This window comes from Actinoplanes sp. CA-142083 (assembly GCF_050942195.1).
Classification (GTDB): Bacteria; Actinomycetota; Actinomycetes; order Mycobacteriales; family Micromonosporaceae; genus Actinoplanes.
Window position 1 is genome coordinate 4077449 of sequence record NZ_CP192076.1, and the last position, 25289, is coordinate 4102737.

Sequence of the window (25289 nt, forward strand, 5' to 3'; positions counted from 1 at the left end):
GGTACTTGAATCAGTTGCGCTGAAGCACGAAGACGTGCGCCGGCTCGATGTACGGGTCGATGCGGACCGCGTTGTGCTGGCCCCACTCGTACGTCGCGCCGGTGATCTGGTCGACCACCGTGAACCGCTCATGCCAGTCCATCCCCAGTTCCGGCATGTTGAGCGTGGTGTTGCCCCACTGCACGTTGCTGGAGTCGAACGACACAACGACCAGCACGGTGTTGCCGCTTTCGGGGTCCCGCTTGGAGAAGCAGAGCAGCGCGCCGTTGTCGACCTCGTGGAAGCGCAGGTTGCGCAGCCAGTGCAGCGCCGGGTTGGCGGCCCGGACCCGGTTGAGCCGGGTGATGTACGGCGCGAGGGACCGCCCGGTGCGCTCGGCGCCCTCCCAGTCCCGCGGCTTGAGCTCGAACTTCTCGTTGTCGATGTATTCCTCGGCGCCCGGACGGGCGACGTGCTCGAAGAGCTCCAGCCCGGAGTACATGCCCCAGGACGGCGAGAGCATGCTCGCCAGCACGGTGCGAATCTTGAACATCGGCGGGCCGCCGTGCTGCAGCGACTCGTGCAGGATGTCGGGGGTGTTGGGCCAGAAGTTGGGCCGCATCCAGTCCAGCGACGCCAGCAGCTGTCCCATGTACTCGCGCATCTCCCAGGCCGTCGTGCGCCAGGTGAAGTACGTGTACGACTGGGTGAAGCCGACCTTGCCCAGCCCGTTCATCATGGCCGGCCGGGTGAACGCCTCGGCCAGGAACAGCACGTCGGGGTTGGTCTCCTTGACCTTCGGGATCAGCCACTGCCAGAAGTTCACGGCCTTGGTGTGGGGGTTGTCGACCCGGAAGATCTTGATGCCCTGCTCGACCCAGTGCATGACCACGCGGTAGACCTCGTCGCGCAGCGTGCGGTAGTCGTTGTCCCAGTTGATCGGGTAGATGTCCTGGTATTTCTTCGGGGGGTTCTCCGCGTACGCGATGGTGCCGTCGGCGCGGGTGGTGAAGAACTGCGGGTGCGATTTCACCCAGGGGTGGTCGGGCGCGGCCTGCAGGGCGAGGTCCATCGCGACCTCCATGCCCAGATCTTCCGTACGGCGGATGAACGCGCGGAAGTCGTCGAGGGTGCCCAGCAGCGGGTTGATCGCGTCGTGGCCGCCCTCCTCCGAGCCGATCGCCCACGGCGAGCCGACGTCCTCGGGGCGGGCGACGAGCGTGTTGTTGCGGCCCTTGCGGTTGACCTTGCCGATCGGGTGGATCGGCGGCAGGTAGACCACGTCGAAGCCCATGGCCGCGATCGCGGGCAGCCGCTCGGCCGCGGTCGCGAAGGTGCCGTGCTTGACCGGGGTCGCGTCCGGGCCGATCTCGGCGCCCTCCGAGCGGGGGAAGAACTCGTACCACGCCGAGTAGAGCGCGCGCGGGCGATCGACCCAGATCGCGTACGACCTGGTCGTGGTCACCTGCTGGCGCACCGGGTTCTGCCAGAGCAGCTCCTCGAGGTCGAGCGCGGGGGAGACCCGGGCGAACAGCGACGTCTGCTCGTCACGCAGGGATGCCGCGGCCGCCCGTACGCGATCCTCGTGGTCGTGGGGAACGATCTTGACGGCCAGGTCGAGCACGTCGGCGCCCTCGGCCAGATCGTTCGCCAGGTCCTCCAGGCCCTGGCCGGCGCCGATCTTCTTGACCACCGCGTCGCGCCACGTGCGGTACGGGTCCTCGAAGGCCTCCACCGTGAACGTCCACCGGCCCACCCGGTCGGGCCGGATCGTGCCGTGCCACTGGTCGAGGCCCGGCTCACCCGGCCGCATGCGGGTGAACGGCTCGGTCTCGCCGTCGGGCCCGCGCCATACCACGTTGACGCCGAGCGTGTGGTGTCCTTCGCGATAGGACACGCACGAGACCGGGACGAGCTCGCCGACCACCGCCTTGGCGGGGTAGCGGCCACAGGACACCGACGGCGTCACGTCCTCGATGGGAAAACGACCGGTCATGATCTCCACCGTAGTCAGACGGGCGTGGACAGGCGCGGCGAACAGAGACCGCCGTCGGGGCATACTTCTCCCCGCGGATGTGCCGCAAACCGTGCTTTCCAACCTACCGGAGCGCGTTCAGCGCGGCTCGTCCAGGAGTGGCCTCGCGCCCCCGGTGAAAATCCGGAGTTCGTCGGCGCGAAGCACGATTTCATGCTTACCCGCTTTGATCATCGGGACGTTACCGGCCAGCAAAATCACGTTTCCCACCCGTCGCCCGCGCATCACGTCCGCGTCGCCGTAGAGAACGATCTCGTCGAAGGCGGTGCGCGCGGTGGCGGCCTGGATCCGGGTCTGCGCCAGCGGCGGCACGTCCGTCAAATTCATCGCCAGTAAACCGTCCGGCTTCAAAGCGCGGCGGGCGGCCCGCGCGAATCCCCCGGCGGCGACACTGGCCGGCATGGCCGCGCCGACGAACACGTCCGAAATGATCAGACCGAGGCTCTGATCGGGAATCTTCTCCAGCTCCGTGCGCGCGTCACCGAGCCGCACCTCGATCGACGCCGGAAACGGCAGGTTCTGTTCGACCATCGCCAGGATCTGCGGGTCGCGCTCGACGACCAGCTGCTTTTCGCCAGGCCGCAGGTGGTCCAGGAAGCGAGGCAGCGTCAGGCCGCCGCCACCCAGATGCAAAACCGTTTCCCGTACGGCCTGAGCACTCCAAAGACGCAGGACGGCGCCCAGCTGGACCTCGTAGGGGAACTCCAGGTGCCCCGGATCCGCAAGATCGACATACGACTGCGGCACGCCGTTGACCAGCAATGTCCAGCCCCGCGGCCGGCCCGGATCGGGCCGCAGCTCGGCGATGCCGGAGGCCACCAGGGCGCGCAGGGGAGCGCCTCGGTTGCCGTGCGGTCCCATCCCGGTGACCCTACTCAACTCGGCCTCCCGACCGGCCGAGGTGTACCCCTGACGCGGTCCGACCGGTACCGCGCCTGTTCTTGGAGGAGCACCTCGTGGCCGGACCGTCAGTCGAGCTCTCGCCCGTGATCGCCGCCAGCACGCACTGGCTGTCGCGCGCCTACCCGGCGGGCACCCCCGACACGATCGCCCACACGCTGTCGGAGCTCCAGGCGCGCCAGGCCGTCACGGTCGCCGCCTGGCTGCGGTACCCCACCGAGATGGACGCCGCCCTGGTCGCGATCGCCGGCCCCGGGGGCTCGGCCGTGCTGGACTGGCGCGTCGGTAGCGAGCCTGAGGACGAGGAGGCCGAGGAGGAGGGCTGGCGCACCTGGGTCGACGAGGTCGTCGTCTCCTGGGCGGCCTGCCTGCTGGCCGACCCGATGCTGGCCCGCCGGGGCGTCGACGCCGTGGCCGCGGCCGTCCCCTACGACGGCGACCGTCCCAGCCCGCAGCCCCGCCGCGCCGGTGGCCTCCCCAACGAGTTCCGCCGCCTGCTCAACCCCGACCAGCGCGACCGCGACGCGTCGGTCCTGCTGCGCCACCCCGACCTGCTCGAGCCGATCGCCGAGCTGCACCGCGACACTCTGCTCTACCTGCTCGGCGCCGACCAGGTGGAGATCGCCGCCTGAGGTTTTCGAGTGGTCGCTTGCCCACTTTGAGTGGGCAAGCCCTACTAGGTTCTGACGGTCGCGCCCCTGGTCCGAGGGGCGCGACCGTTTGCTTTCCGCCGGCCGCAGGTCGCCGCGGGTGTGGCCGAGCGTCAGCAGTGGCTCAGGCGGCCCGCCGCGGTGGCTCGGGCGCGGCCCGCCGCGGTGGCTCGGGCGCGGCCCGCCGCGGTCGCTCGGGTGCGGCCCGCCGCGGTCGCTCGGGTGCGGTCGGCCGCGGTGGCTCGGGCGGCCGGCCGGTGGCTGGGACGCGGCCGGCCGCGGGGGCTCAAGCTGGCCGGCCGCGGTGGGTCAGTCGGCCAGGCGGGGTGGGAAGCCGCCGGTTGCGATCGGGCCCCAGCGGTCGATCGTCACGCGGATGAGGGATTTGCCCTGGTCGCGCATGGCCTGGCGGTACTCGTCCCAGTTCGGGTGCTCGCCGGAGATGACGCGGAAGTACTCCACCAGCGGCTCGAGGGCCTCGGGCAGGTCGAGCACCTCGGCGGTGCCGTCGGCCTGGACCCAGGCGCCGCCGAAGTCGTCGGAAAGCACGAGCACGCTCACCCGCGGGTTGCGGCGGATGTTGAGCGCCTTGGCCCGCTCGGGGTAGGTCGAGATGACGATCCGCCCCTCGGTGTCGACGCCGCACGTGTTCGGCGACGCCTGCGGGAGGCCGTCCTTGCGGGTGGTCATGAGGATCGCGTGGTGCCGCGGCCGGATGAACTCCAGCAGCGCCTCGCGGTCGACGGGCGTGTTCGTGGCGATGGTGCGGGGCACTCGGTGTCTCCTCGGTCAGGCGCTCGCCGCGGCGGCGTCGGTCTGGATCGCGCCCGGGTGGCCGGCCGCCTGCTCGGCGGTGACCGCCGCGCCGATGATGCCGGCGTTGTTGAGCAGGGTCGCCGGGACCATGGGCGTCCGGATGTCGATCAGCGGGAAGAACCGGTCGGACTTCTTGCTGACCCCGCCGCCGATGATGAACAGCCGGGGCGAGAGCAGCATCTCGACGTGGCGCAGGTAGTCCTGCACGCGGCCGGCCCACTTCTCCCAGCTCATGTCGTCGGCCTCGCGGGCCCGGTCGGAGGCGCGCACCTCGGCGTCCTTGCCGTCGAGCTCGAGGTGGCCCAGCTCGGTGTTCGGGATGAGCACGCCGTCGAGGAACAGCGCGCTGCCGATGCCGGTGCCGAAGGTCAGCATCATGATCAGCCCGGACTGGTCGCGGCCGGCGCCGAACGCCACCTCGGCGACGCCCGCCGCGTCCGCGTCGTTGAGCACCGTGACCGGCTTGCCCAGCCGCTCGCTGAACAGCCTGGCCGCCGGCGCGTCGATCCACGACTTGTCGACGTTCGCCGCCGTACGCGTGACGCCGTCCACCACCACGCCGGGGAACGTGATCCCGACCTGGTCGAAGTCGTCGAACTGCGCGGCGACCTCGGCCACCGCGTCGACGACGCTGGTCACGTCGCTGGGCTGCGGCGTGGGAACGCGGTACCGCTCGGCGAGAAGGTCGCCCCGCACCGTGTCGACCGGTGCGCCTTTCACCCCGGAGCCGCCGATGTCGATGCCGAGAGTGGCCATCCCTGTGTCCCGTCTCCTGGTTCGCAGTTGTTTCCCGCTGTTTACCACGTGGGGGCGACATCGAATCCTGCGCGGTTCACCCTCGTCCCGCGCGGATCGGCCGTTCGACGTGAATGACTCATACTTTCGGCTAGTCGGGAGTAGGCTTTCTGGTTAACGTGGAAGCACTGAACGGTCGCCGCGTGCGGGCACGGCTCTCTGCCCGCTATGGAGGACCTGGCATGATCCCGACCTACGCCCGACCCGCGCCTGCGCACAACTCGGTGGCGGAGAGTGCCACCGAGATGTTGAACACCCTGGCCGCGATGCCGGCCGGCCACCCGTCGCGCCCGCACCTGCGGGACGCCGCGATCGAGGCCTGGCTGCCGCTGGCCCGCCACCTCGCCAACCGCTACTCCGGCCGCGGGGAACCCACCGACGACCTGATCCAGACCGCCACCGTCGGCCTCATCAAAGCCGTCGACAAATTCGACCCCGACCGCGGCGTCGACTTCGCCGGCTACGCCATCCCCACCATCATCGGCGAGATCAAGCGCCACTTCCGCGACCGCACCTGGTCCGTGCGCGTCCCCCGCCGCCTGCAGGAACTACGCCTGGCCATCACCGAGGCCAACAGCACCCTGACCCACTCACTGGGCCGCTCCCCGACAGTCACCGACATCGCCGCGCACCTGTCGATCACCGAGGAAGACGTCCTGGAAGGCCTCGAAGGCGCCCGGGCCTACAACGCCACCTCGCTGAGCACCCCGATCTCCGCCGACGGCACCACCGAGCTCGGCGACACCCTCGGCGGCGAGGACCACGAATACGAGCTCGCCGAGACCCGCGTCGCCCTCGGCCCCGCGCTGGCCACCCTCGACGAGCGCGAACAGAAGATCCTCACCCTGCGCTTCTACGGCAACCTGACCCAGTCGCAGATCGCCGACCAGATCGGCATCTCCCAGATGCACGTCAGCCGCCTGCTCACCAAGGCGCTCACCAAGCTGCGCACCGAGCTCAGCGCCACCTTCTGACCAGGGTTCGGGTGGCCGCCTCCGCCCGATGCCCGTCATAGAAGAGCCCCGGCCTCGGCCGGGGCTCTCCGCATGATCGAGCTGGTCTACTGGGCGCCGGAGGCACGCCAGTTCAGCTGGATGAGCAGCTGGCGGGCCTGGTCGGCGACCTCGGGGTCGGTGACCACGGCGTACTGGCCGGCCTGCAGGGAGCTGCGCGAGGCGAAGTCGCGGCGGCCGCCGGTGGCGGCGTGGGCGATCGCGCCGAAGATCGCGCCCCAGGCGGCGCCGATGAGCAGGCAGACGAAGATCACGGCGAACCAGTTGGAGTTGCTGAACAGGCCGAACAGCAGGCCCACGAACAGGCCGAACCAGGCGCCGCTGGCGGCGCCCGCGCCGGCCGCCCGGGCCGTGGTGAGGCGGCCCAGCACGTTCTCGATCAGGCGCAGGTCGGTGCCGATGATGGCGGTCCGCTCGACCGGGAACTTGTTGTCGGAGAGGTGGTCGACGGCCTGCTGCGCCTGCGCGTACTCGGGATAGGTGCCGACCACGACCGTCGGCAGCGCTTTGCCGGCCGGGGTCTGCCCGGGCAGGCTCGGCACGCCGGCGGGGCCGGGCGGGAGGCCGCCGGAGCCGGACAGCCCAGGGTTGCCGCCGGCGGGGGCCGGCGTGGCCGGGGCCGACGCCGCGGGGGCCGCCGAGGTGGCGGGGTCGGGCTCGGGGGCGGGGCCGGGGGTGGCGGCCGGTCCGGGCACGGCGCCCGTGCCGGGCGCGGTGGGGGTGCCGCTGTCGGATGGGGTGGTCACTTCGTCTTGCCTCCCTTGGGGCGGCGGGCCGGGCGACCCGCCTTGGCGGGTGCGGTCCCGCGGGCCGCGAGCCACACCCAGATCAAGAAGCCACCGGCCACGGCGGCGGCGATGCCGGCCGAGCCGGTGAGGAACGCGAACCTGCTGGAAACCAGGGCCGCGGTCATTCGAACATTCATCGCCACCGAGATCAGGCCGAACACGCCGGCCGCGCCGGTCACCAGGAACACCGCCAGCAGCAGGCCCCTGGTCAGGCGGCTGGGCCGCTCGCCCGGCGTGGCCACCCGGCGGAACAGGCGGATGACGAACAGCGCGAACGCGGCCCAGGCGAGCACCAGCAGCACCGCGGCGACGACGTCGCTGGGGCGGTGCCACTCGGCCCAGACCGTGGCGACGCCGATCACCGTGACGTAGGCGGCGCCGGCCAGCGCCACGATGCCGCGCACGGCCGCCGGCAGCACCAGGATCAGCGCGAACGCCACCGAGGCGGCGGCCGCGGCGTGCCCGCTCGGGAACGAGTTGGGGCCGGGGAAGTCGGAGAGGTCGGGCCGGGGGAGCCGCGTCTTGAGCAGCTGGCAGCTGGCGTTCGCGCCGAGCACCAGCACCCCGGCGCCGATCGCGAGGTCGACCCGGCGGCGCAGCACGCCCACGGCCGCCGCCACCAGGCACACCAGCACCAGGGTCACCAGGGTGGTCCCGTTGAGCGTGCGGCTGAGCACCTCGACCACGCGCTGATGGTGGACGTCGCCGCCGAGCATCGCGGTGGTGTCGGCGTACTGGCCGGTGGCGGTGCGGACGAACGCGGTGTACATCGCGGCGACCCCGGCGGCGGCCAGCACGGCCACCGCGAGCGGCGCGAGCACGAAGCCCGCGCCGGGCGAGGAGGGCGCGGACGTCCGGGCGCCGGAGGTCTTGGGGCGGGACGCCAGGGCCGTCATCGGCTCTCCTCCTTTGTCGAGAAAGGAACGGTAGCCGTTTGCCCAGACAAGCACGATTTCAAGCAAGCAACTGAAGCGCAACCGGCATCGCTCTCGCCCCGCAACGCCCCGTCGCGATCTTCGTACGGAACGACGACGAAGGGGACGCTTCATGGGGCTCAACACCCGCCGACTGCTCGCGGTGCCGCTGATGGCGCTGACCGCCGGCGCGGGGCTGGTCGTGGCGCCCGGCGCCGCCGAGGCCGCCGGCGTGACGGCGACCGTCACGGTGGGCAGCACGCTCAAGACCCGGTCCGCGCCGTCGCTGGCGGCGAAGATCACCGGGTCGCTGCGGAACGGGCAGAAGGTGACGGCTCTCTGCCGGGTCACCGGTCCTTCCGTACGGGGATCCGTGCGCACCACCACGCAATGGGACCGGCTGAGCAACGGCTCGTACGTGTCTCATGGATATGTCCGGACCAGCGCGACGTTGCCGCTCTGCGCGACGACCTCCAAGCCGAAGGCCGCGGCGGCGGCGACCTACAAGATCGGCACTGTGCGCAGCGCCGACGGCGTGGTCAACATCCGCTCCGGGCCGTCGACCGCCTACCCGGTCAAGCGCTCGGTCGCGAGCGGCGCGACGGTGCAGGGCGTGTGCGGCGTGGTCGGCTCGATGGTCAGCGGCACGGTCCGCTCGACCACGCAGTGGAACCGGCTGAGCGACGGCAGCTACATCTCGCACGCTTACGTGATCACGCCGACCCTGCACCTGTGCCCGGGCGCGTCGATCACCCCGATCGTCGCCCCGACGCCCGACCAGTTCATCAAGGCGGCGGTGCCGGGCGCGCAGAAGGGCTGGCGGGAGTACGGCGTGCCGGCGTCGGTCACGATCGCGCAGGCCATCCTCGAATCGGGCTGGGGGCGGAGCAGCCTCTCGGTCACCGACGGCAACTACTTCGGGATCAAGTGCCAGGGCAGTAACTACGGGACCCTCGCGAAGGGTTGCCACGTCTACAACACCACCGAGTGCGACAAGGCCGGCAAGTGCTTCGCCACCACGGGAAGCTTCCGGATCTACGCGAACATGGCGAACTCGTTCCGCGACCACGGCAACTTCCTGCGGGTGAACAGCCGCTACAAGCCGGCCTTCACCTACACCAAGGACGCGAACAAGTTCATCTGGCAGGTGTGGAAGGCCGGGTACGCCACCGACCCGAATTACTACACGAAGATCACCACGCTGATGGCCTCGTACAACCTCTATCAGTACGACACCTGGAAGTAATGCTCACCCCCGTCGGCCGATCGCGCCGGCGGGGGTGATTTGCGTATTACGCTCGCATTGGTGAGTTTGGTGAGGCGACGGGGGAGCGCTACCGCCGCGGCGGGCGCCCGCCGCGGCCGGTTGACCGGTCCCTGGCTCGCCGCGGTCGTGCTCGTCGCCGGCGTCGTCGCCACGCTGCTGGTCGTCGCCGCGGTGCGCTCCGCGCAGCGGGAGAACGCCGAGCAGGTCATGGACCAGCGCGCCGAGATGGCCCGGGCGGCGGTGCTCACCGAGACCGAGCGGTACAGCTCGCTGCTCGCGGCGACCGCGGCCGGTCTCGCCACCGACAACGCGATCACCTGGGAGGACTTCGACGCGGCCACCTCGCCGCTGGCCTCCGCCTCGCTGATCGGGGCCGCCAGCGTCGCGTACGTCGTGCCGGCCACCGACGCGCAGATCCCGGCCGCGCAGCGGCTGTGGCGCTCACGCGGCTCGGACGGGCTGGTGCTGCGGTCGGCCGGCGTCGGCAAGGAGCACTACTTCAGCATCTTCACCCGGGGGCTGCGGGCGGCCGGCTCACCGGACGGGCTGGACCTGGCCGCCGCGAGCGAGCCGGCCAACGCGCTGGTCGACGCGCGCCGGATGAGCGTGCCGACGGTCTCCGACACGTACGTGCTGCTGCGGGACCGCAACCTGCCCACGGCGCGGCAGCAGCACTCGTTCATCTTCACCGCGCCCATCTGGCCGCGCGCCGCCGACCCGGACTTCCGGGGCTGGCTGGTGCTCGGCATGCGCGGCCAGGACTTCCTCGACGGCGTGCTGGCCACCGTCAGCCAGGGCCAGCTCTCCGGTGAGCTGCGGGCGCACAACACCGACGGCACCCAGCCGATCGTCGCCCGCTACGCCGCGCCCGGGGAGCCCGACCTCGAACGGCAGTCCCTGCTCGACGTGGCCGACCGGGAGTGGACGATGACCGTCCGCGCCGACTCGGGCCGTCTGCCCGGCGCGCACAGCGGGCTGCCGGGCGCGGTGCTCGGCGGCTGCCTGGCGATCACGGTGATCCTCGCCGGGCTGGTCCACGTGCTCGCCACCGGCCGGGAGCGGGCGGTCGCCCAGGTCCACGCGGCGACGGCCGAGCTGCGGGCGGCCGAGGCCGAGAGCCGGCGGCAGGCCGGCCTGCTCGGCGCGGTGATGACCAGCATCGGCGACGGCGTCGGCGTGGTCGACGAGACCGGGAGGTTCCTGCTGCACAACCCGGCCGCCAAGCAACTGCTCGGGGTGCAGGACGACACCGACGAGCCGGACGGCTGGCAGGAGCACTACGGGCTGTTCCGGCCGGACGGGCGCACCCCGTTCCCGCTCGACGAGCTGCCGCTGATGCGGGCGCTGCGCGGCGAGCACGCCAACGGCGTCGAGATGGTGGTGCGCAACCCGGCCCGGCCCGAAGGCATCGTGATCAGCGTCGACGGGCGGCCGCTCGACGCCAGCGCGGGACAGCGCGGGGCGGTCGCCGTCTTCCACGACATCACCGACATCCGCCGGTACGAGACCGACCTCGCGGTCTTCGCGGGGGTGGTGGCGCACGACCTCAAGGCGCCGCTGACCGTCGTGCGCGGGCACTGCGAGGCGGCGGAGGAGGCGCTCGAGGACGGCGGCAACCCGATGCCCTCGCTCGAGCGCATCCAGCGGGCGGTGCAGCGGATGACCGGGATGATCGACACGCTGCTCGCGTACACGACGGCCCGCGACGCGCCGCTGAACATCGAGACGGTCGACCTCGGCGCGCTCGTCGCCGACGTGGTGCAGGACCGGGCCGAGCACGATCCCGCGCCCGAGGTCTTCGTGGGCGACCTGCCGGCCGTGCTGGCCGACCCGGCGATGCTGCGGCACGTGCTCGACAACCTGATCGGCAACGCGCTCAAGTACGTGCGCCCCGGCGCCGCGGCCCGGGTCGACGTGACCGCCACCGCTACCGGAACCGGGTGGACCCGGATCGAGGTGGCGGACCGCGGGATCGGCATCCCGGACGCCGAGAAGCCCGCGGTCTTCGAGAGGTTCCACCGGGCACACGCCTCCGCCGGATACGACGGGACGGGGCTGGGCCTGGCCATCTGCAAACGGATCGTGGAGCGCCACGGCGGGGAGATCGGCGTGGACGACAACCCGGGCGGCGGGACGCGATTCCACTTCACGCTGGAGGTGTCGGACATGAAGCTCAGGTCGAGGAAGAAGGACGACGACAAGGCCCGCCAGAAGCTGGAGCGGGCGCTCGCCGGCCGGGCCGCCATGGAGAACTCGCGCCTGCCGGGACTGAGCGCCCTGCCGGCCGCCGAGCCGTCCGCACGCGACCCGAAGTCGGCGCGGCTGCGCTCCCCAGTCCCGCATGAGTAAATTCCGCGATCGCCGCCGGTGAGATGGCCTGCCATCTCACCGGTTACAAGGCGATCGCCCGCGGAGCGAAGCGCAGCCGGTGGCTCAGCCGGGCATGATTGCGGCATGAGCATTCCCGCCCTTCCGTTGCCCGCCGCGCCCGCGATGCCGCTGCTGGGATTCGGCACCTGGCAGATCCGCGGCGACGCGGCCTATCAGGCCGTCCGGCACGCTCTGGACGCCGGCTACCGGCACATCGACACCGCCACCATGTACGGCAACGAGGCCGAGGTCGGCCGCGCCGTCGCCGACTCGGGCGTGTCCCGCGACGAAATCTTCATCACCACCAAGCTGCCGCCCGAGCGGGCCGGCAAGGAGCGCGCGACGCTCGACGCCAGCCTGCGGGCCCTCGGCGTGGACGCGGTCGACCTCTGGCTGATCCACTGGCCGCCGTCCCGGGGCCGCGCCACCAAGGTCTGGGAGCAGTTCGTGGCGCTCCGCGACGCCGGGCTCGCGAAGAACATCGGGGTGAGCAATTTCGGCCTCGACGAGATCGACGAGCTGACCAAGGCGACGGGGGAGACCCCGGCGGTCAACCAGATCCGCTTCGGCCCGACGCTGTGGGACGCCGGGCTGGTCGAGGGGCACCGGTCGCGCGGGGTGGTCGTCGAGGGGTACTCGCCCTTCAAGACCACCAACCTGCGGGACTCGGTGCTTACCGGGATCGCCGAGGCGCACGCTGTCGATGCCGCGCGGGTGGTGCTGCGCTGGCACGTACAGCATGAGGTTGTGGTTATTCCGAAGTCGAAGAGCGACGCGCGGATCCGAACAAACTTCGACATTTCGGGCTTTGAACTCACGGGTGAGGAGATGGCCGCGATCGACGCGTTGGGGCGGCGATAATCACGAGGCGTCCGAGCGCCTGATATGCCTATTCTTGCTGCGCCATGTCGACAACACCCGCCGCGCTTCGCACCCGGCTAGCTGAGCTCCTTCCCCGCGACGAACGGCGACTCCAGCGCCGGCTGGACGGCACCAGAAAGATCCGCGACGAGGCGGCGCGGGAAGCCGTCCTCGCGGAGATCTCCTCGGAAGCCGACGCGGCCTTCGCCAGGCTGCAGTCCCGGCTCGCCTCCGTGCCCAAGGTGACATATCCCGAGGCGCTGCCGGTCAGCCGGCGCAAGGACGACATCCTCGCCGCCATCCGCGACCACCAGGTCGTGGTGGTGGCCGGCGAGACCGGCTCCGGCAAGACGACCCAGATCCCCAAGATCTGCCTGGAGCTGGGCCGGGGCGTGCGCGGCCAGATCGGGCACACCCAGCCGCGCCGCATCGCCGCCCGGACGGTCGCCGAGCGCATCGCCGAGGAGCTCGACCGGCCGCTCGGCTCGACGGTGGGCTACAAGGTGCGCTTCACCGACCAGGTGAGCGACGACACCATGATCAAGGTGATGACCGACGGCATCCTGCTCGCCGAGATCCAGAACGATCGGCAGCTGCGCCGCTACGACACCCTGATCATCGACGAGGCGCACGAGCGCAGCCTCAACATCGACTTCATCCTCGGCTACCTGCGCGAGCTGCTGAAGGTGCGAGCCGACCTCAAGCTGATCATCACGTCGGCGACGATCGAGACCCAGCGGTTTGCGGAGCATTTCTCGGATATGTCGGGAAAGCCCGCGCCAGTGATCGAGGTGTCGGGTCGGACATATCCGGTGGAAGTTCGATATCGCCCGCTGGTGACCGTCGATGCCGAAGATGACACCGAAGAGCCGCTGGATCAGGTCGACGGCATCGCCGAGGCGGTGGACGAGCTGGGCCGCGAGGGTGACGGCGACATCCTGGTCTTCCTCTCCGGCGAGCGCGAGATCCGCGACACCGCGGACGCGCTGGGCAAGAGAAATTTGCGTGCCACCGATATTGTCCCGCTTTATGGGCGTCTGTCGGCCGCCGAGCAGCATCGCGTTTTCGAGCGGCACACGCAGCGGCGCGTCGTGCTCGCCACCAACGTCGCCGAGACGTCGCTGACCGTCCCCGGCATCCGCTACGTGATCGACCCCGGCACGGCCCGCATCAGCCGCTACTCCAACCGGCTCAAGGTGCAGCGCCTGCCGATCGAGCCGGTCTCGCAGGCCAGCGCCAACCAGCGCAAGGGCCGCTGCGGCCGCCTCGCCGACGGCATCTGCATCCGGCTCTACTCCGAAGAGGACTTCGACGCGCGGCCCGAGTTCACCGAGCCCGAGATCCTGCGGACGAACCTCGCCAGCGTCATTCTGCAGATGACCAATCTGGGGCTGGGCGATCTGCAGAAGTTCCCGTTCATCGACCCGCCCGACAAACGCAACATCACCGACGGCGTCAAACTCCTGGAAGAGCTGGGCGCCCTCGACGAGCGCCGGCTCACCCCGCTCGGCCGGCAGCTCGCCCAGCTGCCCGTCGACCCGCGCCTGGCCCGCATGGTCATCGAGGCCGACAAGCAGAACTGTGTCGCCGAGGTCATGGTCATCGCCGCCGCGCTGTCGATCCAGGATCCGCGCGAGCGCCCGGTCGACAAGCAGCAGCAGGCCGACGAGAAACACGCCCGGTTCACCGACAAGGAATCGGATTTCTTCAGCTACCTCAACCTCTGGCGTTACTTGCGCGAGAAACAACAGGAGCTTTCCGGGAACCAGTTCCGGCGATTGTGCCGCGCCGAATTCCTCAATTATCTACGCGTACGGGAATGGCAGGACATCTACGCTCAGCTGCGGCAGGTCGCCCGGACCCTCGGGCTGACCCTGCAGGAGGACAGCGAGGACCTCGCCGAGGGTCAGCACGTGCACACCGCCCTGCTGTCCGGCCTGCTCAGTCACATCGGGCTCAAGGAGGCCGACAAGCGCGAATACCTCGGCGCCCGCGGCGCGAAGTTCGCCATCTTCCCCGGTTCGGCGCTGTTCAAGAAGCAGCCGCGCTGGGTGATGTCGGCCGAGCTCGTCGAGACCAGCCGCCTGTGGGGGCGGGTCAACGCCCGGATCGAGCCCGAGTGGGCCGAGAAGCTCGCCCCGCACCTGGTCAAACACTCGTACTCCGAGCCGCACTGGGAAAAGAAGCAGGGCGCGGTCATGGCGTACGAGAAAGTCACGCTCTATGGTCTTCCGATCGTGCCGCGAAGGCGGGTCGGATACGCCCGGATCGACCCGGTGCTGTGTCGGGAATTGTTCATCCGGCACGCCTTGGTCGAGGGCGACTGGGACACCCACCACAAGTTCTTCGACGAGAATCGCCGGCTCCTCGAGCGCATCGAGGAAATCGAGAACCGGGCGCGCCGGCGGGACATCGCGGTCGACGACGAGACGGTTTACCGGCTCTACGACGCGCGCATTCCGGCCGAGGTCGTCACCGCCCGCCATTTCGACTCGTGGTGGAAGAACGCGCGGCGGGACAATCCCGATCTGCTGACGTTCACCCGCGAACTGCTCGTCAACGAGGGCCGCGACACCGTCGACCCGAACGCGTTCCCCGACGCGTGGCTGGCCAACGGGGTGCGGCTGCCGCTCACGTACGAGTTCGAGCCCAACACGGCCGAGGACGGCGTCACGGTCGAGGTGCCGCTGCCGCTGCTCAACAAGCTCGACCCCGAGGACTTCGGCTGGTCGGTGCCCGGCTTCCGCAAGGACGTCGTGATCTCCCTGATCCGCTCTCTGCCCAAGGCGCTGCGCACCAACTTCGTGCCGGTGCCGGACTGGGCCGAGGCGGTGCTCGACCGGGTGCCGGCCCGCCGCGGCCCGCTCACCGACGCCATCGGCGCCGAGCTGCGCCGCCTGACCGGAACCGTCGTCCCGCGCGACGCGTGGAAGCCGTCCGAGGTGCCCGCGCACCTGCGGATGAACTTCCGCGTCGTCGACGAGTCGGGCGACCTGCTGGGCGCGGGCCGCGATCTCGACGAGCTGCGGCGGCGCCTGGCCCCCAAGGTGCAGCAGACGATATCGCGCGCGGCCGGCGACCTCGAACGGCGGGGGATCACGGCCAACGACTTCGGGATGCTGCCCCGGCGGGTCTCGCAGGTGCGCGGCGGCTACGAGGTCAGCGTCTTCCCCGCCCTGGTCGACGAGGGCGACTCGGTGGCGATCCGGGTCTTCGAGTCGGAGCCCGAGCAGCGCATCGCCATGCGGGCCGGCACCCGCCGCCTGCTCCTGCTCACGCTGCCGCCGGCCGCCCGGTTCCTGCAGGGACGGCTCGACAACCGGGCCAAGCTGGAGCTGTCGCGGGCCAACCCGTACCGATCGATCGCGGACCTCCTGGACGACTGCGCCGGCGCGGCGGTCGACAAGCTGGTGGCCGACGCCGGCGGCCCGGTGTGGTCGTCGATCGAGTTCGCGTCGCTGCGCGACACGGTCCGGCAAGACCTGGTCGACGCGGTCGAGGGCGTGGTCGCGCAGGTCCAGGCCGTCCTGGCCACGACGTACGACGTGGACCAGCGTCTCAAGGGACTGCGCGACCCGCAGCTGATTCCCGCGCTCGCCGACATCCGCCAGCAGCTCAAGGGCCTGGTGCACCCCGGTTTCGTCACCGAGACCGGCTGGAAGCAGCTGCACCACCTGCCCCGGTACCTGCGGGGCGTCGTCTACCGGCTCGACCGGGTCGCCTCCAACCTCGGGCGCGACCGCCAGCTGATGGCGCAGATCCAGGAGATCGAGGCCGAGTACCGCGAGCTGCGGGCCGAGTTCCCGCCGCTCAGCCCGGCCGACGAGGGGCTCTTCGAGATCCGCTGGATGATCGAGGAACTGCGGATCAACCTGTTCGCGCAGACCCTCGGCACCGCGTATCCAATATCGGACAAACGCATCTACAAGGCGATGGACCAACTCCCGGCGTAGCGGGCTCGGAGGCGCTCGGGTGCCGTTCGGTTACCCCCCTTCCGGGGGCGGCCGGCACCCCATAGCGTCTTCGCCATGACGAACGAATTCCTCGCCTTCGCCCCGATTTCCGCCGCCGACGCCGTGATCCTGGACCCGGCCGTCGCGCAGCTGGACGAGATGATGGCGCGGGTGGGCGTCGACGGCCTGGCCGCGGCGTTCGCCGACCCGGGCCTGCTGGCCCTGGTCGACCAGCACGCGGCCGCCGTCCGCGACGCGCTCGTCGACGCGGAGCGCGCCATCGACGCCGAGGCGCTGGCCGCGTACGCCCGTTCGATCGTCTTCGCGGCCCGGCGCGCCGGCCGCTTCGTCCCCGCCGCGGGCGAGGCCCCCACCCACCCCGCCGACTGGCAGTCCACCGACTGGCACGTCCTGCGCCTGGTGGCGGTCTGCCTGCTCGCCGAGGAGTCCGGCGCCCTCTGACCTTCCGCCCGTTTCAGGATTTACAGTAACAATTCGATCAAAAGGCGATCTCATAGGCATGAAGATCGCAATCACGTTCGCGGCGATGGCCGGGCTGCTCGTCCCGGCATCGACCGCCCGGGCGGCCTCCGCCACTCCGTCGGACACCCCGCCGGCCGCCGCAACCGTCACCGCCGGCGCTCCTGCTGCTGGGACGCCGGCCGCTCCGCTTCTGGTGGCTCGGTGGGACTTCGACGCCGGGCCGGTCGCCGGGCGGGTCTCCGACACGTCGGGCCGCGGCGTGGCGCTCACCATCCGCGGCGCCGACCAGGGGGTCATCCAGTTCGAAGGCGGGGCGACCGGCGGCAAGTACGTCGCCTTCCCCGTCGCGTGCGCGACCGCCGCCACGGTCTGCCCGCGCGGGCTGCTCGAAGCCGCCAACAACGTCAACCTGAACCCCGGTACGAGGCTGTTCCGCTGGTCGGCCCGGGTCCACCTGACGAAGGCCCAGGTGGTCGGGTCGGCCAACATCATGCAGAAGGGCGTCGCCGGCACCGGCAGCCAATGGAAGATGCAGGTGGGCGCCACCAACGGCCGCGCCCAGTGCGTCGCGTCCGGCTCGGGCTCGCCCACGGTCTACATCGCCCGCTCGACCGCCACGGTCGCCGACGGCCTGTGGCACAAGATCCTCTGCCAGCGCGCCGGCACGTCCCTGGCCGTCTATGTCGACGGCATCCGCGGTGGCCAGGCCACGATCCCGTCCACGCTCGCCATCGCCAACACCCTGCCCCTGCGCATCGGCGGCCCCAACTTCAACACCCGTAGCGACATGTACCACGGCCTCCTCGACGACGTGTACGCCGAGCTCGGCTGACCTTGCCCACCGGCCCGGCGCCCCACGCGCCGGGCCTACTCAGCCGTCGAGAGCTTGAGTCCGACGGCGCCCGCGACAGCCGCAGCGTGTAAAGCGACGGTAGACACGTTGGTGTGTGTCCCAGCCATGCCGGCCGCGCGGGCCACCGGGGCGCGTGCGAATCGGCGAATCGCGGATTCCGTGGAAGGTCAGGCGGAGGGCTCCACCCGCCGCGACCGGGCGGGTGGAGCCGGGCTTCCTAGCTGCGGCGGAACGCGTACGAGCGGGACTTGCCCGACCCGACGCGGGCGTGGTCGCGCTCGGAACGACCGCGTGCCGCCTGCCGGCTGTCGCGGGCGCCGTGGTGTCCGGTCCCGGACGCGCCGGAACGGCCGTCCGTCTCGCCGTTGGTCGCGGGGCGGGCCAGCGCGGCGGCGAAGTCCTGCTTGGCGAGATCGTCCCGGTCGACGTGGACGGAGAAGGGCGTGGTCATACGAGCCTCCTTTGCGCGCCCCGCCCGCGGCTTGACCGGGGCCAGGGCTGAGCATGGGTGGTGCCCGCGCCCGCCCCGCGGCGATGCCGAGGCTGGCTGGGCAAGGTGGCGCCCGCGGCGAGGCCGGGGCTCGGGAGGGGAAGGTGGCGCCGCCGCCCGGCCCACGGTGGGGCAGGGCGCGGCGATGCCGGGAACGAACAGGCGATTGCTCCGGGCGTCGGCACGAGGACGACTCGACTGCGTCGTCTCCACGGTGGCGTCTCCACGGCGGACTACCCGCCGGAGCGCCCGGAGCCGGAACGCGACGAAGGGCCGCGACCGCGGCCCGGTGAGCATCAGAGGATCATGCGGAACACGCTAGCCCGGCCCTCGCGGGGACGCGAGCGATTTATCGCGCGGGGAGTCGCGCGAGGCCGGCGTCCAGGATGGAAAGGGCGCGGGGGAAGTCGGTGAGCTGTGCCCGTACGGCATGAATGCCGGCACGGAGAGCCGGCGGCGGGACGCCTCGCGCTTGCAGCACCTGGGCCGTCCAATCGACGAAGTCGAGGAAGATCGAGGGCTCGCGGAGGTAGAGCGCGGACGCCAGGAAGTCGACGACGTGGCCGATGTCTTCGAGGGTGGCGTCCAGTTGCCGCTGGTCGTAGGCGCGGAACGTGGGATAGGACGACGCCAGCGACGACATGGTCGTGGCGATCAGCGACGGGCGCTCGCGGACGACGAACGTGTACTCGTCGTCACCAAGAAATCCTAGGTGACCGTTCTCGGCGTGGGACGACGACGGCGGCGGCCACGACGACGCCAATCGGGCCACGGCCTCCGCGGCGTCGGAAGCCCAGGCGTCGGCGCCGAGACGCTGCGCGTAGCGGCCGCCCGGTCCGAACCCCCGCCCGCCGGCGATGACCGGCACCCCGGCGGACCGGCAGGCGGTGATCGCGGCGTGCGCCCGCGGCAACCGGGTGGCCAGCATGCAGCTCAGCGCCACCGCCTCCGGGCCGGTCTCGTGCAGGTGGGCCACCAGATGCGGCCCGGGGACGCTCGGGCCGAGGAAGTCGACCCGCCACCCGTCGAGGCGCAGCATCTCGGCAAGGATCCGCACCGGCAGCGCGTGCCATTCGCCGTCGACACACGCGATCGTGATGCGGCCCCGGTGGGGGCGCACCGGGCATTGGGCCGCCACGTACGCCAGGGCCCGCTCGCTGGTGGCCGTCGCCGCGTGCTCGCGTGCGACCGTCCACTCGTTGGCCGCCCACAGCTCGCCGACCCGGGTCTGGGTCGCGGCGATCAGGTCGACCATGATCCGTTCGGCGGGGACGCCGGCGTCGAGGAGACCGGCGACGACCTCGACGGCGGCCAGCTCGTCGCCGTCGCCGACCAGGTCGAGGTAGAGGTCGGCGTCGAGGGTCACCACCGTCATGCGCGTGACCGCCCCCGGCCGCGGCGGCCGTCGATGGCGAACGGGGACGGCGTCGGGGCGCCGCCGTCGCGCAGGCTCAGCGCGGTGCGGGAGGGCGCCCGGACCGCGAGCATCGCGATGTCGTCGCGCACCCCGCCGTGCACCCAGTCGGACACCAGCTGCCGCAGCCGCTCGACCGTGGCCGCGCCGGGCAGCCCGCGGCAGCTGGCCAGCGCCGCGTGCAGCCGGGGCTCGCCCCACTGCTCCACGCTGGTCGGGCCGCCGCGCGCCTCGGTCAGGCCGTCGCTGTAGAGCAGGCAGGTCTCGCCGGGCGCCAGCTCGATGTCGGCCGGGCGCACCACGGTCTGGGGCACCGCCCCGATCAGCGTGCCGCTGGCCGGGACCTCCTCGACGCTGCCGTCGCCGCGCAGCACCAGCGGCGGGGGATGCCCGCCGGTCGCCAGGGTGAGCCGCACCCGGCCGTGCTCGGCCCGGCGCACCGAGCCGACCACCATGGTCACGAATCGCTGGTGCCGGCCGGACTGCAGCAGCGCCTGGTTGAGCACCCGCAGCATCTCGGCCGGGTCGGCGTCGACCAGGCGCAGCGCGCGCAGCGTCTGGCGAACCTTGCCGGTGAGCACGGCCGCCTCGGGGCCGGTGCCGCACACGTCGCCGAGGGCGATCACCGTGTCGGAGTTGGCCTCGGTCGGCCCGAACGCGTCGTAGAAGTCGCCGCCGATCCGCAGCGCGTCATGCGCGGCCTGATAGGAGCCCACCAGCTCGAATCCGTCGGCCTGTGGCAGCGAGGGGGGCAGCAGGTCGGCCTGGAGCACCGCCGTGGTGTCGACCTGCTCGCGGTAGAGCGCGGCCGCGGAGATCGCCGCGCCGGCGCGGGCCGCGAAGATGCGGGCGAGCTCCTCGTCGTCGGCCGTGAACGGGGTGTCCCGGCGGCCCAGGATGAGCGCGCCGGCCGGCTCGGCGTTGCCCGGCAGCGGCGTGACGAGCAGGCCGCCGACCGGGCCGAGACCCAGCCAGGCGGGCGCCTGGGAGGCGTCGAGCCAGCGGCTGGGGATCGGCGGGAACCCGTCGAGCACCTCGATCAGTCCCGGGACCTCGGCCAGCTGGCTCTCGGGAACGGAGCCCTCCTCGACCGGACCGTCGCCGGCCAGCCGCAGCCAGGAGCTGCGCCGGCGGGCGGGCGGCAGCACCACGACCGCCGTGTCGGCGAGGTGGGCGACCGCGAGCTCGGCCGTCGTGCGCAGGCACCGGCCGAGGTGCAGCGACCCGGACAGCCGCCGCCCCGCCTCGGCGAGGATGGTGGCCCGGGTGCGGTCGCGCAGGAACCAGCCGTAGTGGCCGGGGCCGAGCGGCAGGCGCCGGCCCTCGAGGTGCCGCCCGGCGTGGGTGGCGGCGAACGAGTCCGAACGGGACGAGAACAGGTCGCGGGAAAGGCCGGGGACCAGGGCGGACGCCGCCGTGTTGACCAGCAGGATCGAGTCGTCGGCGGCGTCGCAGAGGACGACGGCCTCGTCGGTCGCGTCGAGCGCCGCGCGCAGCAGAGCCGGCGCCGGACCCTCGGTGCGCAGCTCGCTCACGATCCCGGTCATGATCCCTCCTTCCTCGATCAGCCTAGTCCGTTTCCGGCGGAGCGCTCGGTGTCGACCACGATGGGGGCGTGGTCGGAGGGGCCTTTGCCCTTGCGCGCCTCCCGGTCGATCACCGCGTCGGTCACCTGCGCGGCGATGTCCGCACTGGCCAGCACGAGATCGATGCGCATGCCCTTGTTCATGTGGAACATGCCCGCCCGGTAGTCCCAATAGGTGAAGGGCCGATCACCCTTGAGAGGGCGGCCCACGATGTCGTGCAGGCCGAGGTCGCGGATGGCGGCGAGGGCCTCCCGCTCGGGCGGGGTGACGTGGGTGGAGCCGACGAAGACCGCCGGGTCCCACACGTCGGCGTCGGTGGGCGCGACGTTGAAATCGCCGGCCACGACCAGCGGCCCGGCGGCGAGATCGTCCTTCAGCGAGGTGCGCAGGGCGGCCAGCCACGCGAGCTTGTAGGTGTAGTGCGGATCTTCCGGCGTCCGACCATTAGGGACATAGACCGAAATAAACCGAATCCCTCCGCAGAGGGCGCTGACGTAGCGCGCCTCCTGGTCGGGGAAGCCGGGCTCGCCGGGGAAGCCCTGCCGCACGTCGTCGAGGCCGATCCGGGAGAGCACGGCCACGCCGTTCCAGCGGCCCAGCCCGAAATGGGCGGTCTCGTAGCCCAGATCGGACACGTCGGGGAACTCGGCGACCTTGGTCTCCTGCACGCACAGCACGTCGGGCTTGGTGGCGGCGAGCCATTCCTGCAGGCGGGGCAGCCGGGCCTTGACCGAGTTGACGTTCCACGTCGCGAAGCGCATCTGCCCAGCCTGCCGCATCGCGGCCGGGCGCGGGAGGATCAGGGCCGGCGAACCGCCGCCATGAGCGCCGCGGCGAGCCCCACGGTGAGCATGAACAGGACGGTGACCAAGGCGGTCATCGGCAACTCCGGGTGTGATGCGCGTTACTGGGGGGAGGCTCGAATGATGCCCGACGGAACGGCCCGGCGGAAGGGGTCATTCACTCCCCGCAAGAGTTGCCGCTGTTCCGGACGCGTGCCAATGTGCCGCGAACTCCGCCGGAGGCACCGCCGGCCCCCACAGCCACCCCTGCCCGTTCGTGACTCCCATGGCCGCCAGGGCGTCGCGCTGCACACGCGTCTCGACGCCCTCGGCGATCACGCTGAGCCGGAGCGCCTGGCTCATCGCCACGATCGCCCGAACCAGTTCGCCGGCCTCCTCGTCGGCGCCCAGCCCGACCACGAACGAGCGGTCGATCTTCACCCCGGTGACCGGGAACCGGCGCAGGTAGCCCAGGCCCGAGAAGCCCGTGCCGAAGTCGTCGATCAGCAGCTTCACGCCGAGCTCGCGCAGCTCGAAGACCACCCGCGAGGTGGCGCCCGAGCCGTCCATCATCACCGTCTCGGTCATCTCCAGGGCCACGCAGCGAGCGGGCACCCCGTACTCGAGCAGCTCGGACGACACGATCAGCGGGAGCGACGGGTCGGTGAGCTGCTTGGCCGAGACGTTGATCGACAGGTAGAAGTCGTCGGCGACGGTGCCGTCGGCCCGCCACGCGGCGAGCTGCCGCAGCGCCTCCTGGCGTACGTAGGTGCCGATCGCCCCGATCAGCCCGGCGTCCTCGGCGAGTGGGATGAAGACGGCCGGCGAGATCGGGCCGCGTTCCGCGTGCACCCAGCGGACCAGCGCCTCCGCGCCGATCGGCAGGCCGGACTCCAGCCGTACGAGAGGTTGGTATGCCACCCAGAGCTCGCCGTCGCCCAGCGCGCGCCGCAACGCGACCTCGAGCTCGATGCGCTCGCGGACCTGGTCGTGCATCGACCGGTCGAAGACCGTGGCGTGGCCGGGGCCCGCGGATTTCGCCTGGTACATGGCCGTGTCGGCGTCGCGCATCAGCTCCTCGGCGTCGCCGTCCGGGCCGGCCGAGGCGATGCCGATCGACGCGCTGATCTTCAGCTCGACGTCGCGCACCACGAACGGGCGGTCGAAGCAGGCGCGCACCTCGTCGACCACGCGCTCGGCGCGCGCCCGGTCGCCGACGCAGGCCAGCAGGAACTCGTCGCCGCCCAGCGCCGCCACCGTCACGTCGGACGGGACCCGGGCCCGCAGCCGCTCGCCCACCTCGATCACCAGGCGGTCGCCGGTGTCGTGGCCCCAGGAGTCGTTGACGTACTTGAAGCCGTCCAGATCCAGCAGCAGCACCCAGACGTCGCCGCCACCCAGCGTGATGAGGCGGGCGATCTCGTCGGCGATCATGCGCCGGTTCGGCAGCCCGGTCAGCGGATCATGGTTGGCCGAGTACTCGGCGAAGTGCTGCGCGCGCGTCTGCGCCTGCACCGCCGCGACCGCGCGCGCCAGCAGCAGCGTCACGATGAGGATGCCGGTGACCATCAGCACGGTCCGGCGCGCCGTCGTGTCGCCGACGAAGAGCAGCAGGACGAACGGCGTGGCCAGGGCCGGAACGAGAAGTGCCATCCGGCGGGCCGACCAGGCCGGCACCGGAGGGCGGGCGGGTCGCCCGAGCACGGTCGCCGAGGGGTGCATCGCGGTGACGCCGAGCAGCGTGTAGGCGAGCAGGAACGGCACGTCCAGCAGCGGTGAGGAGTAGAGCTGTCCGGAGCGGCCGATGATCGCGTACGAGAGATCGCCGGCCAGCATGAGGCCCATGCCCGCGAGCAGGGTCAGCAGCGCCGGCGGCCATGTCCGGGCGGTGAAGGTCAGGTTGAGCACCATCATCAGCACCACGACATCGAACAGCGGATACAGCCCCGCCAGCGCCGACACCATGATCGACCGGCCGCCCACCTCCACCGCCGGCATGGCCAGCAGCAGCGTGCTCGCCGTTCCGCCGGCCAGGCAGATGATCAGGCCGTCGAGCACCACATGTCGTTCCATCACCTGCCGGGCGCGCAGCAGGTTCCAGAAGAAGCCGAACAGCAGCAGGTAACCGGGGATGGTGAAGCAGTCGGCGATCAGCGGCAGCCCGGCGTCGGTCACGAACGGCCGGACGAGCATGCCGATCAGGAAGATCGACGCGGAGACGCCCATCAGGTTCCAGGCGCCGCGCGGCTCCGCACGAAGACGCCGCGGGCCGTAGAAACAGGCGAATACCGTGCCCAACCCGACGATCAGCGCGCACACGCTGTTCACGGCGGGGGAGAGGTCGGTCAGGTACAAGGCCGTCGCCGCCGCCCCGCCCAGGGCCCACAGCCGCCACAATCCGGTCATCAAAGACCTAGATCGGCGCGCGAAGCCCCCGCATTAGTTGATTGCCCTCGGGGGACCGCTGGGCCGGCACCGAGCGGCCGTGCACGAAGACCGAAGGGCAGGCGCTGCGGTGCAGAACCTCGCGCGCCACCGAGCCGAGCAGGCCGTCGCGGGCGCCGCGGGTGCCCAGCACGATCACCCGGCCCCGGCGCGACGCCAGCACCAGCGTCGGCCCCGGCGCGCCGGCCAGCAGCCGCGCCCGGGCCTGCGGCGCGACGGCCGAGGCCTCGGCCAGAACCAGCCGGCCCTGCTCCTCGTGCCGGCCGCCGTACTCCCGCACCACGTGCACCACCTCGACCGGGGTCCGCCGCCGGCGCCCCTCGAGCAGGGCGTGCCGCAGCGCCCGCATCCCGTTGGTGGATCCGTCCACGGCGGCCAGCACCGCCCCGCGCGGCGGGCGCGGTCCGCGGGCCACCAGCACCGGGCACCACGAGCGGGCGACCGTCTGCACGAGGACCGAGGACGGCGGCAGCCAGGGCGTGGTGGCCAGGTCGTCGTCGCCGAGAACCAGCAGGTCGGAGGTGCGGCTCAGGCGTAACAGCACCCGATCGGGCAACCCGTCGACGAGTTGTCCCGTCACCCGCACCCCCGGTGTGGAACGCTGGGCGGTGGCGACCGCCTCGTCGACCGCCTCAGTGGCGGCCCGGCGTGCGGCGTCGTAATCGAGCCCGGCGCCCGGCGGGCCATGACTGGGCCAGGTGAACGCGTGTACGACTCGGAGCCGGCAACCGCGGGAGACAGCTTCCCGCGCGGCCAGGCGCACCGCGGCCAGCCCGGCCGCCGTGCCGGTCACACCGACCACTACAGGGTTTCGCACCGGTCTCACCTCCGCACTGAGACTGTGCACCATTATCTATGCAAGAGCGCCACTCTTCGTGATCAATCCCTCAGCGGG

20 protein-coding genes are annotated in these 25289 nt (G+C 71.5%); 8 read left to right on the forward strand and 12 right to left on the reverse strand.

What is annotated here, in order from left to right:
• Positions 1-10 precede the first annotated feature (10 nt).
• Entirely contained in the window at positions 11-1975 is a 1965-nt protein-coding gene (locus ACQPZX_RS18640; RefSeq protein ID WP_433382273.1) for an alpha-1,4-glucan--maltose-1-phosphate maltosyltransferase, read from the reverse strand.
• Positions 1976-2092: 117 nt separating this feature from the next.
• Positions 2093-2875 (reverse strand): spermidine synthase, encoded by a 783-nt coding sequence (locus tag ACQPZX_RS18645; RefSeq protein ID WP_433382276.1) that lies wholly within the window; start codon positions 2873-2875, stop codon positions 2093-2095.
• A 95-nt stretch (positions 2876-2970) separates the two neighbouring features.
• On the opposite strand from ACQPZX_RS18645, the gene ACQPZX_RS18650 reads away from it, so the two are divergent.
• Complete coding sequence (locus ACQPZX_RS18650) at positions 2971-3546, forward strand: hypothetical protein (protein ID WP_433382279.1); 576 nt, start codon at positions 2971-2973, stop codon at positions 3544-3546.
• 327 nt (positions 3547-3873) lie between these two features.
• Here the strand turns inward: ACQPZX_RS18650 and ACQPZX_RS18655 are convergent, their stop codons facing one another.
• Both ACQPZX_RS18655 and ppgK read right to left on the reverse strand, forming a co-directional pair.
• Positions 3874-4338: a PPOX class F420-dependent oxidoreductase gene (locus ACQPZX_RS18655; protein ID WP_433382282.1), complete on the reverse strand. Its 465-nt coding sequence runs from the start codon at positions 4336-4338 to the stop codon at positions 3874-3876.
• A gap of 15 nt (positions 4339-4353) precedes the next feature.
• Positions 4354-5136: a polyphosphate--glucose phosphotransferase gene (gene ppgK / locus ACQPZX_RS18660; RefSeq protein WP_433382285.1), complete on the reverse strand. Its 783-nt coding sequence runs from the start codon at positions 5134-5136 to the stop codon at positions 4354-4356.
• A gap of 221 nt (positions 5137-5357) precedes the next feature.
• Between ppgK and ACQPZX_RS18665 the strand changes: the two genes are divergently transcribed.
• A complete protein-coding gene (locus ACQPZX_RS18665) occupies positions 5358-6149 on the forward strand; it encodes an RNA polymerase sigma factor SigF (protein ID WP_433382288.1) in 792 nt (263 codons plus the stop codon).
• Positions 6150-6235: 86 nt separating this feature from the next.
• On the opposite strand, the gene ACQPZX_RS18670 is transcribed toward ACQPZX_RS18665, so the two are convergent.
• The gene (locus ACQPZX_RS18670) at positions 6236-6769 is read right to left on the reverse strand and encodes a general stress protein (RefSeq protein ID WP_433385320.1); all 534 of its coding nucleotides are present in this window, start codon (positions 6767-6769) and stop codon (positions 6236-6238) included.
• 161 nt (positions 6770-6930) lie between these two features.
• On the reverse strand, positions 6931-7872 hold the full coding sequence (locus tag ACQPZX_RS18675) for a phosphatase PAP2 family protein (RefSeq protein ID WP_433382291.1): 942 nt from the start codon (positions 7870-7872) through the stop codon (positions 6931-6933).
• A 151-nt stretch (positions 7873-8023) separates the two neighbouring features.
• On the opposite strand from ACQPZX_RS18675, the gene gsmA reads away from it, so the two are divergent.
• The 6 genes from gsmA (at position 8024) to ACQPZX_RS18705 (ending at position 17656) form a co-directional block, all read left to right on the forward strand.
• Positions 8024-9136 (forward strand): sporangiospore maturation cell wall hydrolase GsmA, encoded by a 1113-nt coding sequence (gene gsmA, locus ACQPZX_RS18680; RefSeq protein ID WP_433382294.1) that lies wholly within the window; start codon positions 8024-8026, stop codon positions 9134-9136.
• Positions 9137-9196: 60 nt separating this feature from the next.
• Complete coding sequence (locus tag ACQPZX_RS18685; protein ID WP_433382297.1) at positions 9197-11506, forward strand: ATP-binding protein; 2310 nt, start codon at positions 9197-9199, stop codon at positions 11504-11506.
• Positions 11507-11611: 105 nt separating this feature from the next.
• On the forward strand, positions 11612-12388 hold the full coding sequence (locus tag ACQPZX_RS18690) for an aldo/keto reductase (protein WP_433382300.1): 777 nt from the start codon (positions 11612-11614) through the stop codon (positions 12386-12388).
• 44 nt (positions 12389-12432) lie between these two features.
• Entirely contained in the window at positions 12433-16341 is a 3909-nt protein-coding gene (gene hrpA, locus ACQPZX_RS18695; RefSeq protein ID WP_433382303.1) for an ATP-dependent RNA helicase HrpA, read from the forward strand.
• 75 nt (positions 16342-16416) lie between these two features.
• On the forward strand, positions 16417-16803 hold the full coding sequence (locus ACQPZX_RS18700) for a DUF6401 family natural product biosynthesis protein (RefSeq protein ID WP_433382305.1): 387 nt from the start codon (positions 16417-16419) through the stop codon (positions 16801-16803).
• A 58-nt stretch (positions 16804-16861) separates the two neighbouring features.
• Positions 16862-17656, forward strand: coding sequence for a LamG-like jellyroll fold domain-containing protein (locus ACQPZX_RS18705; RefSeq protein WP_433382308.1), 795 nt, complete (start codon positions 16862-16864; stop codon positions 17654-17656).
• A gap of 238 nt (positions 17657-17894) precedes the next feature.
• On the opposite strand, the gene ACQPZX_RS18710 is transcribed toward ACQPZX_RS18705, so the two are convergent.
• From ACQPZX_RS18710 to ACQPZX_RS18735, 6 genes are all read right to left on the reverse strand, one after another.
• The gene (locus tag ACQPZX_RS18710; RefSeq protein WP_433382311.1) at positions 17895-18128 is read right to left on the reverse strand and encodes a hypothetical protein; all 234 of its coding nucleotides are present in this window, start codon (positions 18126-18128) and stop codon (positions 17895-17897) included.
• Between the two features lie 388 nt (positions 18129-18516).
• On the reverse strand, positions 18517-19542 hold the full coding sequence (locus ACQPZX_RS18715; RefSeq protein WP_433382314.1) for a cobalamin B12-binding domain-containing protein: 1026 nt from the start codon (positions 19540-19542) through the stop codon (positions 18517-18519).
• Positions 19539-21128 (reverse strand): PP2C family protein-serine/threonine phosphatase, encoded by a 1590-nt coding sequence (locus tag ACQPZX_RS18720; RefSeq protein WP_433382317.1) that lies wholly within the window; start codon positions 21126-21128, stop codon positions 19539-19541. The genes ACQPZX_RS18715 and ACQPZX_RS18720 overlap by 4 nt, the downstream gene beginning before the upstream one ends.
• A gap of 17 nt (positions 21129-21145) precedes the next feature.
• Positions 21146-21928 carry an exodeoxyribonuclease III gene (locus tag ACQPZX_RS18725; protein WP_433382320.1) on the reverse strand — a complete coding sequence of 261 codons (783 nt, stop codon included), beginning with the start codon at positions 21926-21928 and terminating at the stop codon, positions 21146-21148.
• Positions 21929-22123: 195 nt separating this feature from the next.
• Positions 22124-24355: a putative bifunctional diguanylate cyclase/phosphodiesterase gene (locus ACQPZX_RS18730; RefSeq protein WP_433382323.1), complete on the reverse strand. Its 2232-nt coding sequence runs from the start codon at positions 24353-24355 to the stop codon at positions 22124-22126.
• 7 nt (positions 24356-24362) lie between these two features.
• Positions 24363-25211 carry a universal stress protein gene (locus ACQPZX_RS18735; RefSeq protein WP_433382326.1) on the reverse strand — a complete coding sequence of 283 codons (849 nt, stop codon included), beginning with the start codon at positions 25209-25211 and terminating at the stop codon, positions 24363-24365.
• Positions 25212-25289: the final 78 nt, after the last annotated feature.

Bases quoted from the DNA above. Each gene is read 5' to 3' on its own strand.
- ACQPZX_RS18640 (WP_433382273.1), bottom strand. From the start codon at position 1,975: ATGACCGGTCGTTTTCCCATCGAGGACGTGACGCCGTCGGTGTCCTGT.
- ACQPZX_RS18645 (WP_433382276.1), bottom strand. From the start codon at position 2,875: ATGGGACCGCACGGCAACCGAGGCGCTCCCCTGCGCGCCCTGGTGGCC.
- ppgK (WP_433382285.1), bottom strand. From the start codon at position 5,136: ATGGCCACTCTCGGCATCGACATCGGCGGCTCCGGGGTGAAAGGCGCA.
- ACQPZX_RS18665 (WP_433382288.1), top strand. From the start codon at position 5,358: ATGATCCCGACCTACGCCCGACCCGCGCCTGCGCACAACTCGGTGGCG.
- ACQPZX_RS18675 (WP_433382291.1), bottom strand. From the start codon at position 7,872: ATGACGGCCCTGGCGTCCCGCCCCAAGACCTCCGGCGCCCGGACGTCC.
- gsmA (WP_433382294.1), top strand. From the start codon at position 8,024: ATGGGGCTCAACACCCGCCGACTGCTCGCGGTGCCGCTGATGGCGCTG.
- ACQPZX_RS18690 (WP_433382300.1), top strand. From the start codon at position 11,612: ATGAGCATTCCCGCCCTTCCGTTGCCCGCCGCGCCCGCGATGCCGCTG.
- hrpA (WP_433382303.1), top strand. From the start codon at position 12,433: ATGTCGACAACACCCGCCGCGCTTCGCACCCGGCTAGCTGAGCTCCTT.
- ACQPZX_RS18700 (WP_433382305.1), top strand. From the start codon at position 16,417: ATGACGAACGAATTCCTCGCCTTCGCCCCGATTTCCGCCGCCGACGCC.
- ACQPZX_RS18705 (WP_433382308.1), top strand. From the start codon at position 16,862: ATGAAGATCGCAATCACGTTCGCGGCGATGGCCGGGCTGCTCGTCCCG.
- ACQPZX_RS18710 (WP_433382311.1), bottom strand. From the start codon at position 18,128: ATGACCACGCCCTTCTCCGTCCACGTCGACCGGGACGATCTCGCCAAG.
- ACQPZX_RS18715 (WP_433382314.1), bottom strand. From the start codon at position 19,542: ATGACGGTGGTGACCCTCGACGCCGACCTCTACCTCGACCTGGTCGGC.
- ACQPZX_RS18720 (WP_433382317.1), bottom strand. From the start codon at position 21,128: ATGACCGGGATCGTGAGCGAGCTGCGCACCGAGGGTCCGGCGCCGGCT.
- ACQPZX_RS18725 (WP_433382320.1), bottom strand. From the start codon at position 21,928: ATGCGCTTCGCGACGTGGAACGTCAACTCGGTCAAGGCCCGGCTGCCC.
- ACQPZX_RS18730 (WP_433382323.1), bottom strand. From the start codon at position 24,355: ATGACCGGATTGTGGCGGCTGTGGGCCCTGGGCGGGGCGGCGGCGACG.